A 15,509-nucleotide genomic window follows, 5' to 3' on the forward strand; every position below is an offset into this window, starting at 1 on the left:
TCAGCCCCAATACCATGGCGCTTTAAAGTCACCACAACTGCACCTGACGTATGTTTTGCTGGATAATTACATTAATCACTTTTTTACAATGCCCTCTTGTTATTTCATGAAGTTTTGAGAATATTTGTAGACAGGGGTATTTAACGCTTTCCTTCTTTTGAAAATCTTATTAATCTCTGCTTGATCAAAAACAACCCTCATGACCTATGTTTGATGCTTTTTTTGAGAAATATCCGGAATACGTTACCATACAACTACCAACCGAAGATGTGTTGAATAGTTTTAAAGGAAAACTCCCAGCTCAACTTACAGACTTCTGGAAGGCTTATGGATTTGGGATATTTATGAAGGGCTACCTAAAGGTGGTTGATCCCTCAGAATATCAACAGGCTTTCGATGAAGCCTATGATAATAAGAATAGCGAAATTGTTTTTGGTGTTACGGCTTTTGGAGACTTCCTGACCTGGACGGGAGATGCAATACGAGCTGTCTATTTTAAAAATGGCGGTGATTCGATTATTGAGAGTGGAGATGACTTGGAATGGTTTTTTGATATGGATTTAGCTGATGAAGGCTTTTTAAGGGACAATTTAGATGACAGAAATTATCTGCCTGCAAAGGAAATGTTAGGAGAACTGGAATTCGATGAATGTTATGGTTTTGTACCCCTGATAGGACTAGGTGGAGCAGGAAAAGTCGACCATCTTGAGAGGGTAAAAATAAAAGAACATATCTCTATTATTGCCCAAACAATGGGTAAGATAAAATAGTATTACACGAACAAGAACTTAATGTGATGACAGTAGATGAAATTTATTTAAACATGGCACAAGGCATTTCAAATGCCATTGATGAAAACAATTGGACTAAGGCTAAATTGGATATAGAAATTGTTGGCGATGGCGTAGTGGGTTATACAGGAGACTATGAATTGAATAGTACCTCCCATGATCTGTCGGTGAGAAAAATCCCCAGGGACATCAGAAACTGGCTTAAGGAATTACATCGAATCACCACTGAAGGAGGTAAAAACAAATGGAACAGGGCCGTTTTTGCTTTGGAGCCTCAAGGTAAGTTTGATATGGAATTTGTCTGGGATCAGGAGTTGCATGATGAAATCGAAAAGTTAAGTTAGTTACCTCCCTCTACCTTGTTGTTTGCAAATGATTCTTTGTATCAATAAATAGTATGCTTTTATCTTGACAGTACAGGAGATTTCGTTCGTACCTGCCGCATCATGAAATCAAAATTTCCTTTCTGATTCAAGGCAGGTATCTTTTTCTATAGTATGAAGGGCATCCCCTTCGGTCGGGCTTTCCACTGCAATCTTTTCTTACAGAAAAGGATTTTCGTTTCAATCCCTGATGCACATTGTTTGTGCATTTCTCTATTATTTCTTCTCGTTAAATCTTCCTGATTCAAATCCACTAATTGCCCTGATTGAAATAATTAATTAGAAATAGAGTCGCATGAATTCCACCACAAAGGTAGGCCATGCGCTGCTGAAGCGGCCAAAAGAGAACGGATAAACCGCTCATACCTCGCTATTGATCCCGTCTTCCTTTTGGCCTTGATTGCGCATAGCCCCTTTGGGTTCCATAATTCATTTTGAAACTTTAAAATCAACAATTATGGAAATGCGCATCACACCATCCTTTACTTCGGTTGCAGAGATTGAGCTTGTATACCGCTCAAAGATAAAACCTTCCTTAAGACCAACTGTAAGTGAAGCTAAACACGCCTATGAAGTTTTCCTGAACCACTGGGATATGAACAAAATGGAGCTTCAGGAACAGTTTAAGATCATGTTACTCAGTAATGCCAATAAAGTACTTGGCATCTATGAATGTTCTTCCGGTTCACTCATTGGAACAGTCGTGGACATTCGCCTTATATTCTGTTGTGCACTTAAGGCGAACGCAAAACGGATCATCCTTTGCCATAGCCATCCCAGTGGCAACCTTAAAGCCAGCCAGTCAGACCTTAGCCTTACCCAACGACTGGTACAGGCCGGAAAGCTAATGGATATCGCAGTTATCGATCATTTGATTATAACAACTGAAGGGTTTATATCTATTGTTGACGAGGGGCTGTTATAGCCCCTTTTTTTGCTCCGTATTTCCTTGTTATAACATCTTCATTTCATATCCTTCCTGGAGCTGCCTTGCTCCTCTTTACTATTGATGCGCCGGGGGATAAAGGGACGACCTCCTCCCTGAGCCTTTTTCAACAAAACGTCGAAAAGGGCAGCTAATCTAGGGTGCCCAAGCCACGCGCGAACCTGCCAAAAAAATTACGGATGAACGGTTGCCCCCCCAAAGGGTCCCCCCCATTAAGCCGGATTTTTTTTGGCTTTCGCATTTGGTCACCCTGTCCGATTGCTTTCTTTTTTTCCGTTTTTTCTTTTGAAAAAGGCTCATTGCGGCAGGCGGTTGAAAAGAAAAAGAAACAAGATTTTTTTCACTAAAACCAAATGTTATGCAACACATTTCAGGAACATTAACCGCAGATGCCACGATCAAACAATTAGAAGGTGGCAGGCAATTCGTAAGCTTCAGCATTGCCGACAACGAAACCTACAAACCCAAAGACAGCAACGAACGGGTTGAGCTGACCACTTTTTTTAACTGTACCTACTGGTTGGGAACAGGGATCGCCAAAGTATTACGCAAAGGCGCAATGGTAGAGCTGATCGGCAGGGCTAGGGCAAAAGCGTACAAGGACAAAAAGGACAACTGGACAGCATCTTTAAATTTTAACGCAAGTCAGATCAGGTTCTCCCGTTACGCACCGCTTCCCGAAGAGGAAAGCGAAGAACAGCCCCACGAGAAAACCAAAACTAAGACCACAAACAAAAAAAACAGTAGCAAAGCGGGTAGCGAAGAAAAGCCAAACGACGACCTGCCATTTTAAACCTTTGAATCTAAAGCAATGAAATTTTTTAAGGATTGTAAAACACTGGATGAAGTAAAAGCACTATATAAAAAACTGGCTTTCCAATATCATCCCGATCAGGGCGGGGATACCGCCACGATGCAGGCCATTAATTCAGAATATGCTTTTGTCTCTGCAAGGCTTGTAAAAGGTGCCAACCTTTCAGCCGAAGAGACAGAACAGGAAATGAAGTTTTCGGAAGAATACCGAAAGGTGATCGAACAGATCATACACCTGCCATCCATCAAGATCGAGGCCATTGGCTTATGGATTTGGGTAACAGGCGAAACCTTTCCGGTGCGCTCGGAGCTGAAAGCAGCAGGGTTATTTTTTGCATCCAAAAAAGAGGCTTGGTATTACCGCAGTGAAATGTACAAAGTCACAAGGGGCGGCAAAAAAACGCTTGACCAGTTACGGCATAAGTACGGCAGTGAAACCATATACACCAACAGCCGTAAACAAATCGCCTGACCCCAACCACATCATTATTAACCATTAAACGAAAAAATCATGTTACCGACAATAAGAATATCAAATGATATCCGCTTGCCCGATACGGATCAATGGCAGCTTCGTTTTTCCATAGAAAGTGAAAGCTCAGACAGGCTTTACGTCATAGCGCAACACAAAGCAAAAAGGCATTGGGGTTGCAGTTGCCCCGGATGGAAAAGAAACAGGCATTGCAAACATTTAAAGGCTTTGGGTATCCCTGCCGATATGCAGCCCTATGAAGTTAACCTTATCAATGATTAGCGATGGGAAAAGGATTTTTAGACGGTTATAAAACCTACGATACAAGTAAAGGGTACGGAAGCCCTAAGCAGTGGCAGGAAGCCTTTGAGGAAAGGATGAATCCTGAGGATGCCGAAATGGTATTGATTAACCAAACGCAAAGCCCCCATGAAATTTTAGGGGTCAAAGCAAACGCGACAGCCGGAGAAATCAAAAAAGCCTTTCGCAAACTGATTATGGAATGGCATCCTGATAGGAATGAAAACCGGATAGACGAGGCAAAGGAAATGAGCCAAAAAATCATTGCTGCTTATTCCCTGCTCACCGACAAATAACTTTTGTATTAAACCATTAAACCGAAAAGCTACCGGACAAGTAGCGTAGCATAAAATGGAATTTTTAAATCTTAAATCGACAATCGTGTTTACCAAACTGGTAGACACCCTTAACAATGGCTACAGGATAATCGAAAACCGCCCGTTTATGCCCCTTACGATTGAACAGATCGGAGAACAGATCAGCACACCCTGGGGAATCGCCAAGCTGTATAGTTTTTGCCATTACTATGAGCAAAACGGTGACCTGATACAAGACCCCGAAATGTGCTTTTTCATGATCGACAACAGGCAGGGATTTACGGCTGACTTTGACAAAGTAAGGATTGCGCCATATTCTTTTCGACAGGCCAATGTTGGTATTTACGAAGAAAGTGTACGGATGGAATCAAACAGCCTGACCAAGTTTCACAGACCCATGCAGCAATCACATACCGAGTTTGCAAATCAATGGCTCGGCAATATTCAGCAACAAGGATTTTTAAACAAGTAGCTATGAACGTTCAATTTAATTTCCAGATCAACCCTGACCATGACCGCAAACATTGGGATGCCATACGGCCTCATAAAAAACTAATGTCCGACAGGGTTTCCGCTGTCATGCTTGCCAAAAAGGTAGCAAGGCTTTTTAAAGCAGAAGTAAGGCTAACGGAAGGTGATTACCCATTCACTACCAGCGGTTCTTACTTCAACAACAAGGAACAATAAAAAGAATAAGGCAGCCGCAGGGTTGTGGCTGCCTTTTACCCATCATTTATTTTATACTAAATCTAATAATATGACAACGATAGCAAAACGGAAAAACCGTAACCCCTTAAAAAATACCCGTAAAGAAATTATTATTCCTGCAACTTACGAAGCAGTAGTACCAGCGGGTGAACGCATGGAAATAGAAATTTCCATGATTGATTTCAGTACTAAAAATTACAGGAAAATTTTTAAGTCGGCTTATATAGAAGAACTGGCCGAAAGCATTAAACTACATGGATTGATACATGCCTTGACCGTTCGCAAATCGGGTGAACGGTACGAACTCGTTATTGGGGAATGTAGGTTAAGAGCTGCGAGACTTGCAGAAGTTACAACACTTCCTGTAGTCATTCGCGAACTGACAGATGAACAGGCAAACGAAATCCGTTTGGCGGAAAATCTCAAAAGAGCAGACCCGCACCCTTTGGAGGAATCCCTGCTTATTGCAGAAATGCAAAGCGAAGGGAAAACCATCGAAGAGGTGGCACTGCGCATCGGTAAATCCAAAGCCTATGTCTATGGCCGTATAAAACTGGCCGGATTGACTGGAGCACTACAGGAGATATTTATTGAAGATAAACTGACGATTCAGGACGCCTTTGGTATCGCTTCGTTATCGGCAGAATCTCAACAGGAATTTTATAATGACTGTTGCAAGGAATGGAAGAAAAAAGATTTCAGGATAACCAACCTGAATCACGCATTGAACCGTTACCGCTACGACCTGAAAAATGCACCCTTTGACACTAAGGATAAAACCCTGAAACCCGCCATAGGTGCCTGTACAAACTGCCCGTTTAATTCAGCTACGCTAAAATCCTTATTCCCTGAATTTGCCAAAGAAGCGGTTTGTACCAATAAAAGTTGTTACAAGGATAAGTGTATTGAAAACACAGTGAGGAAGGTACGCAATGCCATTAAAGAAAAGCAACCCGATGCTTTGCTTTTGAACTCCACATTATCAGAAGAAACCGAAGTGGTATTACAATCGCTACCGGAAACAGACAGCCTCCCCCGTATTGCCCGTTACGAAGTGACTATTCTCCAAAGCCCAGAAGTACCGGACAAAGAAGATTATATGGACACATGGAATACAGAAGAAGGCGAAGAACCGGAATTTGACGAAGAAAGTTATCATCATGACATGGAGGAATATAAAAGTGACCTTGCAGCATTTCAGGAAAAGACAGAAAAAGATACAACCAAAACAGGGCTTACAGTAACTAACGGGGAATGGAGGATTGTTCTATTCAGTACCGAGCAACAACCTGCCCGAAACACACATACAACTGTTACGGCAAAAGAGGTACAGGAAGCTATAAAAGCAGGAACGGCTACCCCTGAACTTTTAAACGGAGAAATTACCCGTATTACCGCAAGGGAAGCAAGGGCAAAAGAACTGGATAATGAAAAAATACAGGTGCAGGTACATGAACAATTCCTAAACCAACAGGCAGCAGACGAACGGGGACAAAAACCTACACCAGCAGATCTTGTCTGCGCAAGGCTCGTCATTTATCAGGCTCTTGATTATTCCGTAAGGCACGCGGTCAATGATGCCCTGTTTGCCGATACAGATATTGCAAATCATGAGCAACTGTACAATGCACTGGCTAACCTGCCGGAAGAATTATACGCATTCCTTATCCGCATGGCTATAGCCGGAAAATTTGAAAGTAAATATCCGACCAATAGTACCGCCTATGCCTTAATTCACATGGCTACGGCTTCCGGCCTTGATGTTGCAGCCATTGAACAATCACAGCAGAACAAAGCAACGGAACGTCAGGAAAAAATGGAATTACGGATTAAAGAACTGGAAAAACGCATTAAAAAAATGCAGGTTATTGGATAATTCAAGGTACGGGGGCGCAGCCGTTCAAGGGGCGCACATTTCATTCTTTTCTTAAAAAATACGATATTATGGAAGTAACAGATATGGAGGGCAGGACGTTTGAAATCATTGACCTTGCTGAAACAATTAAAATGGTAGAGGGATTTCTTGCTTTTACGACGCATAGCCGTTTTATTTCGCTTCAGGTATTTGAAAGACGCAGGTTGGCCTATTGGAATGATTTCCTGCAAAAACTATTAGAGCTGCAACGACGTTTAACTTAATAAAATTATTGTTATGGATATTTCAAATGTTCAGGTTTACGGAACCATCATTTTAATCATTGGACTCGTGCTTCGCTATACGATGTACCGAAGGAAGTTTAACCGTACCAATGCTGCGGGAATACAGCAGTTTAGAAATTTTGAACACAAATCAGTGGCACAACCTTTTGAAAGGTTTGTAAAAATCATGGCTATGGCCTTAATCCTTTTCGGCAGTTTCCTGCTTATCGTGGAATGGTATAACCACAAGGATGATAAAGAAAAAAGACCGATGCAGGAAGCTACCCCCGCTAATCCGAAATAGCATTGGCATTTCTAAAATGCATATGCTCACCAAGTTCATTTAAAGCCTCATTACGGGGCTTTAAATGTTTCAGCAAGAGTTATATTGTCTTTCGTATATCAGCGACGACAAATAGGACAAAAACCGCAAACGCTCCCATCCTGCGGATGGGGCGTTTGCGGGAAGCGGTGCAAGCCTTGCCGCAATGAAGTTTTATTGTTTTGGTAGTCTTTGCGGCAAGGCTTGAGTTTTATATTTGGTAGGCTACAGCACTTCGTCCATTATGAAGTATAACAAAAATGTTGTTTCCAATTTTGCTATCGCTGCATGATATAATTTAGGCTAAACGACCGGTGAGATATTTAATTGGTTGCGTATGCTCTGCTCTAACTGCAACAGCCGCTTTAGTGGCGGATTGAACGGATGTTTTGGGTTAAAAGTTGCTGCAGCGTTTAGTTCAAGCCGGATAAATTCGGGAATATCCTTTACGACCATACACCCCTCGCGCCATTCTTTCAGGAGAATGGGTGTTGTGTCAAAATACTCTTTTAATCTGGCTATTTCTTTAAGTACTTCGGGATGTTGTACCATGTCCTTTTGCATCATGCAAAATTATGTCAGATTTTAACGCCAAACAATTTCAGCAAAATCCCAACTTTTTTGTAGATTTTTCTTGCTCAAAACAATAATATGCTCAATGATGCGTCTATATGTTTGAGAGCGTTAATTTAGATGAAGCTGGAATGATCGAAATGATTGTTCCAGCTTCTTTTTTGGTTAACTTTTAAAGGGTAATACAATTTTTGCAGGCTAACTCAGGTGTGCTACGTACTTCATCTAATCTTACATAATATTCATTTCCCGCTTTTTTTAAAGGCCGTTCTACTTTGAATGTATAATACCGCTCATCCACTTCAGTAACCATTACAGGAATGGCTTTTTTCCCGTCCCATGAAATCCAAGCCTTATCTCCGGCCATAAAACTTTCAACAGTCCGTTTACTATAATGAAGCGGCACGACATTTTTAACATACACAATTGTCCTTGCCTCTGAATCATTCAGGACGGGTTTTGTTATTTGTTTCTCAGTGTCAGAAGCGCGTTTCCTGTTCAAAAACCTTCCGTAGGTCTTCCAGGCCATTTCCAACGCGGCGGTTGTACCCCTGGGCGGATTATCCAACTTCAAATGATCCTTGTAGGCTTCTAAATTATCATATGATGGCCATCCATTGTTTTGATCTGAGAATCCGCGTTTATTAGCCAAATCCCCGAGCGGAGAATCCCTGTTTTTATGCTTTGCTAACCAGTCAGGGAAGCTAAGCTCAAACTTGGGTGATGTTTCACCTTTGGCTCGATCTGGTGTTCTAACATTAAGGGATTGCCCGCCATTATTCTCCATTTCTTCTTTAGCCATTTCCAAAGATTCCCCTTCCGCCCAATAATGATCTGCTTTAACATAGCCGACGTTACCTGCGACACGCTTAAGCTTGATTAAATCGACGATACCACGTATCCCTTGTTGATTGGAAAGTATCCGGCTTGGCGACACATACTCCCGTGAGACCCTTAAATAAACCCCTTCATCATAAGGTTCTACCTTTACGCCTTCACGCTGAACTTTTTGATCGTTGAAAATCCTGCCCCTTAAATTCATACCGTCATTAGCCAGGGTCAGTGCCAAAAATTCAAGAGTCGGGTAAATCTTGTGCAGAAACCACTTTTCCACAAGCATTGGTGAATAAACACCTTCTGTCAAGCCACTAACAAGTTCTTCCGGTAGCGTAAGTTCCTTACAACGTTTTTTGATTGTTGTCGTAGGCTGCAAAACAATAAACTCGGCCTGACTTAAATTGGTAATAGGCCATTTTTTGTCCGCTAACAAAGCGGCGCGGGATGAATAGCCCATATAAGCCGCGAAGAGTTCATGCGCGTGCGATGACTTTAATTGAACTCCAAAATGGTTTGTAGCGAATGAGCGCAGAGAGTCTGCGCATACTTTTGTGATGTCGTGTTGCATAGCAATATTTTATTAAATGCCGGACTTTAAATCGGTGCCGTGAATGTTTAAGACAACCTGCGCCAGCGGTTAAATAAAATTTGCTGTTACTCGGGTTTGTCAATACTTGAATCAATCTTGCGTTTCAGTCACTCACAACTGGGGCGCTTGCTTCCTAATTCAAAAGTATAATAAAAATTCAAACAAAACAAGAGATGCAAATTGAAAATGGAAACCTTCCCTCAAAAGCCGGCAAACCCTATATAACTCTGATCGTTTTATGATCAGGTGCGTTTCAATAATCAACAGCAAAAAAAAAGCACCATCAAAAGACGGTGCTCACTTTTTGAACTGGTAAAGACTACTTACCCGGGAAGCCTTGCAATTTCTGATAGAGTTCCGCCAAACCTGCTTTTTGTAAAAAGTCATCTGCAATTTCGCAAAGCTCAGTACTGCTTTCTTTCGGCAGCACCGACAACAAATCTTTTACCATTCCTGTTTCCTGTTTTACCCCCTGCCTGATCGCTTGGCTCAGTAACAGGATTTGTGTTTTGCTGATCTTCAAATCAACCTTCACATTTTTTTCATTCATGCCTGGGACGCTTAACATCACGTCATACATCACGGCCACATCGCTTGTCGTCATAATTGTTCTTTTTACGTTTACTCATCAAAAGTACTTATCAGCCGTTGTTTTCACCTGTATAGAATTTAACCAGGTCGAGGTTTAGCCGAGGCAGCCTTTTATTTTTGTTTCACTGAATTTCTTTTGTGCAGTAGAAAAATGTGAGATATGGAAAAGAAGAAAGCTTTGCTTACGTGCGACGAAGCAAAACAAATGGACATGGTTGCCTACCTGTCCCAACTAGGTCTTAAACCAGTAAAGGTTACCGGATCTGATCATTGGTACCATTCACCGTTAAGGAACGAGAAAAGTGCATCGTTTAAAATTAATGCGAAGCTTAACCGATGGTACGATTTTGGACTTGGGAAAGGCGGCAACCTGGTTGATTTTGGTACCTTGTTTTTCGGGTGTACTGTTACCACCTTTTTACAAAGGTTGGAAGGTAACACCTTCCCTCCCGTTCAACATCAATATATCCATAATCCCAACCGACCGAACAACAAAATTATTGAAATCGTAGGGGAACAAGAGTTACAGAGTTTTGCTTTACTGGAATATCTCCGACAAAGATGTATCCCTGTTGACCTGGCCCGAATTTATTGCAAGGAAGTCCGCTATAAAATGGGGGAAAAAACATACTACGGAATCGGCTTTCAAAACAATTCCGGTGGGTATGAAATACGTAACCCTTTCTTCAAGTCTTCCAGCTCCCCAAAAGATATTACCACCATTCTAAACGGAGGGAACAGCGTTGCCGTTTTTGAAGGTTTTTTTGACTTCCTCTCTTACCTCGTTTTATCAAAGAATGATCAAAGAAACAATCCTGATTTTCTTATCCTCAACAGCCTTGCATTTTTTGAAAAAGCAAAGACCCTAATGGAATCCTATGGATCATCCAATTTATACCTGGACGGTGATGCCGCAGGACAGAAAATGATAAAGGACGCAATATCTGCCAATAAGCAATACATTGATGAGAGCAACCTCTACCGTGAGTACCAGGATCTGAACAATTACTTGTGCAATAATATGAATCCCCAGAAAATAACACAAGAGGTAAAACGAGGGCTTTCGAGATAACGAAAGAATCGGAATTGATAGGAACGAAAGCATAATAATTTACTGAAAAGTACCACGATTACCTGTGAGCACCGTAATCGGCCAGATGTACAGTTGTTTCACAACTGGTTCTGGCTGCCCTTACTCCGAAGTCGTGGGCAGTGCATTCCGTAATAATGGTGTTTTCTTAAAAAGTGAAAATGATACGTGATGAAAGATCAAAAAAACAACCGCAACAAATGGCTGCATGTCCGACTGACAGTGGCAGAGCATGAGGCCATAAACAAGGCTTTTAGTAAGACTACAAGCCTGAAATTAAGCGAGTACCTACGCAAACAACTACTCGGGAAACCGCATATCGGCAGGTATCGTAATGACTCCCTAAATGAATTTGTAACCGTGCTTTCTGCCCTGAAAATGGAGCTGAAAGCGGCTGGCAACAACCTGAACCAGGCCGTTAAAAAACTCCACACCCTAAATGATAGAAAGGATATGGAACGATGGCTGATCACCTGGGAACTGGATAAGAGAGGCTTCCAGAAAAGTGTGGAATCGATTGCTAGGCACATGGATAAAATCAATGACCAATGGTTTCAGTAATTCACAACAGCGGTAGCATCAAGAAGGTTTTAGACTACAACGAGCATAAGGTAAAAGAAGGAGTTGCCACCTGCTTGGAAGCAGCCTATTACCTTAAGGATGTAGATAAATTAACGTTCAAAGAAAAGCTTGGACGCCTCCAGAAACTGGCTGCCCTAAGGGAAGGCACCAAAGTAAATACCGTTCATATTTCGCTCAATTTCGACCCTTCTGAAAAGCATTCCGTTGAAAAATTAAAAGAGATTACGGCCTCTTATTTAGAGAAAATCGGCTTTGCTGGGCAGCCCTATTTACTCTATCAGCATTTTGACGCAGGACACCCGCACGTGCATATCCTGACGACAAATATTAAGCCCGATGGAAAGGCAATTAACCTACATAACCTGGGTAAAAACCAATCTGAAACGGCAAGAAAAGAGATTGAGATCTCCTTCGGTCTGGTCAAAGCAGATGACAAACAAAGGCAGAATGTATATGAGGTTCAGGCTATAAATGCAAAGGTGGAATATGGTAAATCAGCAACGAAACGCGCGATTACAAATATCCTGAACCATGTCCTGAATACTTATAAATTCAGTTCCCTGCCTGAACTCAACGCGGTATTAAACCGGTATAATGTCAGTGCCGAACGAGGCTCTGAACAATCCCGTGTGTACCTGAATGGAGGCTTATTATACCGTATCCGTACCCCGAATGGAACGTTAAAGGGAGTACCGATTAAAGCAAGTGATTTTTATAGTAAACCCACGCTGAGCAAGCTCAATGAAAAGTTTATTGAACACGAAAAAGAGAAGCCGAAGCACAAAGCCCGTGTTAAAAATGCTATTGACCTTTTCTTCCTAAGTAATCCCCATAGCAGTCTCCAGCAAATGATTTTAGGGTTGCATAAAGAAGGGATAGATGCGATCATAAGGCAGAACAAGGATGGGGTGGTGTATGGGATTACCTATGTCGATCATGTTGCGAAATGCGTATTCAATGGCAGTGATCTGGGGAAAGGTTATAGCGCCAAAGGCATCCTGGAACGTTGCGGCAATGAACACCAGGCGGGACAATTTATAGCACCTTCGATTTTTTCAGACAAGCAAAGCAGGAATGAAAACGAACCGCATTTGGATAAGTTCCCTGCGGACAGCCATCATGTAAAGGCGCATGATCATCTACCCACAACAACCATACTGGAAGAGCTTTTACAGTACGAAAACGCATCCGCTTACCTGCCTTATGAGCTGAGCGGCAAAAAGAAAAAGCGTAAAAATTCAATCAAAAGATAAAACAAATAAAGAACGATTATGGCTATGCAGACAGGTGAAAACGAACAGGCGATGAGGAAGATTCTGGATATGACCAGGTTTATCAGTATCATTTTACTACTCTTTCATTGTTACTATTTTTTATATACTGCCTTTGAACAATGGCAGTTTACATCATCCTTTACGGATAAGTTATTGCGCAACATTCGGGATACAGGACTATTCATCAACTTCTATAGATCTAAGCTTATTGCCCTAGGTTTTCTTTGTATTTCCCTGATTGGTGCAAGGGGAAGGAAAAATGAAAAGGTAAATTATAAGGAAGCATTTTCCTACTTACTTTCAGGATTGCTGTTGTATTTTCTTAGCGCCCTTTCCCTCCTGCTTCCCTGGAATAAGGTAAACCTGGCTATAATTTACATGAGCATTTTGTCCGTAGGATACCTGCTCATGTTGACCGGCGGAACCCTCCTTTCCAGGATCATCAAGCAAAAATTACGAGATGATCCCTTTAACCTGGAGAACGAAACCTTTCCTCAGGAAACAAGTTTAATTACCAATGCATTTTCTATAAACCTTCCGACCCTTTTCCGGTACAAAGGAAAAATACACAAAGGTTTCCTCAATGTAATTTCGCCACAAAGGGGCGTTATTTGTCAGGGATCGGCAGGTTCAGGCAAGACGGCATTCTTTTTAAGACATGTTATCACGCAATGCCTGGGTAAAGAAGAGCCTTTTTCAGCTCTGGTTTATGATTTCAAATTCCCTGATCTTTCAATCATTGCCTACAACCATTGGCTGAAAAATAAAGACAGGTATAAGGAGGAGTCAAATTGTTATTTTATCAATTTTGATGACCTCTCCCGCTCCCATCGTGCCAATGTTTTTGACCCATTAGGCATGACCGACATTACGGATGCCAGTGAATCTGCAAGGACTATATTATATGGGTTAAACAAAGAATGGGGAAAAAGCCGCCAGGGTGATTTCTTTGTGGAAAGCCCGATCAATTTTGTTACGGCAATTATCTGGTTCCTGCGAAGATACAAGGATGGCCGTTATTGTACCTTGCCCCATGTCCTAGAACTGATCCAGATAGAATACCATTTATTATTTAGCGTACTGCGGCTGGAACCACAAATATCTGTATTGATCAATCCCTTTATCAGTGCTTATGCCAGTGCTAAAGAACAACTCGAAGGCCAGATCGGGAGTGCTAAAATTGCCCTTGCCCGCCTTACCTCCCCGCAATTATATTATGTTCTTTCCGGCGATGACTTCAGCCTGGATATCAACAATCCGAAGCATCCGGCAGTGCTTTGTATGGGCAATAACCCGCAGAAAATTATGACCTATGGGGCGGTACTTTCCTTGTATGTCAACCGGATTTTAAAGGTCATCAATCAGAAAGATAAACACAAATGTGCGCTTATCCTTGACGAAGAACCCACCTTAACAGTTGAACTAAACACGGTCGTCAGCACCGGGAGACAAAATAAAATCTGCACCTTTATCGGGCTTCAAGAGGTAGCACAATTAAGGAAAGAGTACGGTAAAGACTCTGCCGAGGTATTGATTAATATGGTCGGCAACCTGATCTCCGGCCAGGTTACAGGAGATAGTGCCAAACAGGTTAGTGAACGCATTGGAAAGATCAACCAACATAAAACCAGCCTTTCTATCAATAGCGGGGACACCTCTATCAGCAAAAGTTTACAACTGGATTATGCCGTTCCTGCATCAAAAATGGCAAACCTTTCCAGCGGTGAATTTGCCGGAACAGTGGCCGATACACCTCAACAGAAAATAGAATACAAAGCCTTTCATTGCCGGATTGTAAATGACTTTGATGCCATTAATAAGGAAGAAGCGAAATATAAACCTATTCCAATCATTCGTCGTGTTGATCAGCAAATGATTCAAAGGAATTTTGACCAGATCAGGAAAGATGTGCAGGATATTATTCATGCTGAGATCAGCAAAATGAGTGATGATCCTGCCATGCACCATCTATTGCTTGCCAAAAAATAGTGATAAGGCAGCAGGAAACCTTGCTGCCATTATTTTTTACTCAGCATTTTTTGCAGCATTTCTACTTTTTCCCTTTCACTCTGAACGAGTTGCTGGTAAAGGCTTTTGTTTTCCTCAACTAAACTCATACAAAAATCCAAAGGATTATTGACCTGGTAATTGATGACACTATTGTTTTGTTCGTAGAAATAGTTATTTAAGGCCGCTTCCTGGTTAAAGTCCCTGATCCCTTCTGAGGTTACGCCCAATGCTAGGGCAATCTGATCAAGCTTTTCGTCTTCAATGGTTTCACTTTTCTCCAGTTTAGAAATGCCCTGCCGCGTCATTCCTAACTCCTTCGCCAGGGCTTGCTGGCTTATGTCCCTCAGCTTCCTTATCTTTTCAATTTTTCTTCCAATAGATAATGGTTTGAAGAGATCGGTATTCATAAAAGAGGCGTTTATGTTAAAAATTGTTTAATGTTATAGTACAAATGGCAACTGTCCAGTTGCTATTTGTTACGCTGCATTTTACAAATGTAGGGAAATAGCATCATTTGAAGTATTTGGTAAACTTGATCAGTTGCGGAATGTTACAGAAGTTAAAAAATCAACAGTTAAAAATTTCAGGGGGGACATTTGTGGGGGTTGCAAAAGACATAATAAATACTACTTTTATCGCGTTGATCATTAATTATTACGTGAAATATTTTTTGTTTTAGGAAAAAAACAAAAGTAATAGAATCACATTTTCTAAATAAATATGAGGACTAATTTGATGCTATGCTGTGTTTCTTGTCAATATTACCATTTGT

20 protein-coding genes are annotated in these 15,509 nt (G+C 41.5%); 16 read left to right on the forward strand and 4 right to left on the reverse strand.

Features of this window, described 5'->3' with window-relative positions; all coding sequences use genetic code 11:
• The first annotated feature begins 206 nt into the window (after positions 1 to 206).
• From J1905_RS07530 to J1905_RS07585, 12 genes are all read left to right on the forward strand, one after another.
• A complete protein-coding gene (locus J1905_RS07530) occupies positions 207 to 770 on the forward strand; it encodes a T6SS immunity protein Tdi1 domain-containing protein (RefSeq protein ID WP_214226659.1) in 564 nt (187 codons plus the stop codon).
• Positions 771 to 796: 26 nt separating this feature from the next.
• Positions 797 to 1,135, forward strand: a complete 339-nt coding sequence (locus tag J1905_RS07535; RefSeq protein ID WP_214226660.1) for a hypothetical protein — start codon at positions 797 to 799, stop codon at positions 1,133 to 1,135.
• A gap of 496 nt (positions 1,136 to 1,631) precedes the next feature.
• On the forward strand, positions 1,632 to 2,099 hold the full coding sequence (locus J1905_RS07540; RefSeq protein WP_214226661.1) for a JAB domain-containing protein: 468 nt from the start codon (positions 1,632 to 1,634) through the stop codon (positions 2,097 to 2,099).
• A gap of 379 nt (positions 2,100 to 2,478) precedes the next feature.
• The gene (locus tag J1905_RS07545; protein ID WP_214226662.1) at positions 2,479 to 2,913 is read left to right on the forward strand and encodes a single-stranded DNA-binding protein; all 435 of its coding nucleotides are present in this window, start codon (positions 2,479 to 2,481) and stop codon (positions 2,911 to 2,913) included.
• A gap of 18 nt (positions 2,914 to 2,931) precedes the next feature.
• Complete coding sequence (locus J1905_RS07550; protein WP_214226663.1) at positions 2,932 to 3,405, forward strand: J domain-containing protein; 474 nt, start codon at positions 2,932 to 2,934, stop codon at positions 3,403 to 3,405.
• Between the two features lie 39 nt (positions 3,406 to 3,444).
• Complete coding sequence (locus J1905_RS07555) at positions 3,445 to 3,687, forward strand: hypothetical protein (protein WP_214226664.1); 243 nt, start codon at positions 3,445 to 3,447, stop codon at positions 3,685 to 3,687.
• A gap of 2 nt (positions 3,688 to 3,689) precedes the next feature.
• Entirely contained in the window at positions 3,690 to 4,001 is a 312-nt protein-coding gene (locus J1905_RS07560) for a J domain-containing protein (protein WP_214226665.1), read from the forward strand.
• Positions 4,002 to 4,086: 85 nt separating this feature from the next.
• The gene (locus J1905_RS07565) at positions 4,087 to 4,494 is read left to right on the forward strand and encodes a DUF6908 domain-containing protein (protein WP_214226666.1); all 408 of its coding nucleotides are present in this window, start codon (positions 4,087 to 4,089) and stop codon (positions 4,492 to 4,494) included.
• Between the two features lie 2 nt (positions 4,495 to 4,496).
• On the forward strand, positions 4,497 to 4,709 hold the full coding sequence (locus J1905_RS07570) for a hypothetical protein (RefSeq protein ID WP_214226667.1): 213 nt from the start codon (positions 4,497 to 4,499) through the stop codon (positions 4,707 to 4,709).
• A 70-nt stretch (positions 4,710 to 4,779) separates the two neighbouring features.
• Complete coding sequence (locus J1905_RS07575; protein ID WP_214226668.1) at positions 4,780 to 6,606, forward strand: ParB/RepB/Spo0J family partition protein; 1,827 nt, start codon at positions 4,780 to 4,782, stop codon at positions 6,604 to 6,606.
• A gap of 68 nt (positions 6,607 to 6,674) precedes the next feature.
• Positions 6,675 to 6,869 (forward strand): hypothetical protein, encoded by a 195-nt coding sequence (locus J1905_RS07580; protein WP_214226669.1) that lies wholly within the window; start codon positions 6,675 to 6,677, stop codon positions 6,867 to 6,869.
• Between the two features lie 13 nt (positions 6,870 to 6,882).
• Positions 6,883 to 7,173: a molybdenum ABC transporter permease gene (locus J1905_RS07585; RefSeq protein ID WP_214226670.1), complete on the forward strand. Its 291-nt coding sequence runs from the start codon at positions 6,883 to 6,885 to the stop codon at positions 7,171 to 7,173.
• Positions 7,174 to 7,494: 321 nt separating this feature from the next.
• Here the strand turns inward: J1905_RS07585 and J1905_RS07590 are convergent, their stop codons facing one another.
• The 3 genes from J1905_RS07590 to J1905_RS07600 form a co-directional block, all read right to left on the reverse strand.
• Positions 7,495 to 7,758, reverse strand: a complete 264-nt coding sequence (locus J1905_RS07590; RefSeq protein ID WP_214226671.1) for a DUF6965 family protein — start codon at positions 7,756 to 7,758, stop codon at positions 7,495 to 7,497.
• Between the two features lie 178 nt (positions 7,759 to 7,936).
• Positions 7,937 to 9,169, reverse strand: a complete 1,233-nt coding sequence (locus tag J1905_RS07595; protein WP_214226672.1) for a hypothetical protein — start codon at positions 9,167 to 9,169, stop codon at positions 7,937 to 7,939.
• 340 nt (positions 9,170 to 9,509) lie between these two features.
• Positions 9,510 to 9,794 carry a hypothetical protein gene (locus tag J1905_RS07600; RefSeq protein ID WP_250318032.1) on the reverse strand — a complete coding sequence of 95 codons (285 nt, stop codon included), beginning with the start codon at positions 9,792 to 9,794 and terminating at the stop codon, positions 9,510 to 9,512.
• A gap of 147 nt (positions 9,795 to 9,941) precedes the next feature.
• Between J1905_RS07600 and J1905_RS07605 the strand changes: the two genes are divergently transcribed.
• The 4 genes from J1905_RS07605 (at position 9,942) to mobC (ending at position 14,716) form a co-directional block, all read left to right on the forward strand.
• Entirely contained in the window at positions 9,942 to 10,853 is a 912-nt protein-coding gene (locus J1905_RS07605; RefSeq protein WP_214226673.1) for a DUF8464 domain-containing protein, read from the forward strand.
• Between the two features lie 189 nt (positions 10,854 to 11,042).
• Positions 11,043 to 11,432 carry a plasmid mobilization protein gene (locus J1905_RS07610; protein ID WP_214226674.1) on the forward strand — a complete coding sequence of 130 codons (390 nt, stop codon included), beginning with the start codon at positions 11,043 to 11,045 and terminating at the stop codon, positions 11,430 to 11,432.
• Positions 11,420 to 12,706, forward strand: a complete 1,287-nt coding sequence (locus J1905_RS07615) for a relaxase/mobilization nuclease domain-containing protein (protein ID WP_214226675.1) — start codon at positions 11,420 to 11,422, stop codon at positions 12,704 to 12,706. Before J1905_RS07610 ends, J1905_RS07615 begins: the two co-directional genes overlap by 13 nt.
• A gap of 18 nt (positions 12,707 to 12,724) precedes the next feature.
• The gene (gene mobC, locus J1905_RS07620) at positions 12,725 to 14,716 is read left to right on the forward strand and encodes a conjugal transfer protein MobC (protein WP_250318033.1); all 1,992 of its coding nucleotides are present in this window, start codon (positions 12,725 to 12,727) and stop codon (positions 14,714 to 14,716) included.
• A 29-nt stretch (positions 14,717 to 14,745) separates the two neighbouring features.
• On the opposite strand, the gene J1905_RS07625 is transcribed toward mobC, so the two are convergent.
• Positions 14,746 to 15,144: a helix-turn-helix domain-containing protein gene (locus J1905_RS07625; protein WP_214226676.1), complete on the reverse strand. Its 399-nt coding sequence runs from the start codon at positions 15,142 to 15,144 to the stop codon at positions 14,746 to 14,748.
• Between the last annotated feature and the right edge of the window lie 365 nt (positions 15,145 to 15,509).

This window comes from Pedobacter sp. B4-66 (assembly GCF_018492665.1).
Taxonomy (GTDB): domain Bacteria; phylum Bacteroidota; class Bacteroidia; order Sphingobacteriales; family Sphingobacteriaceae; genus Pedobacter.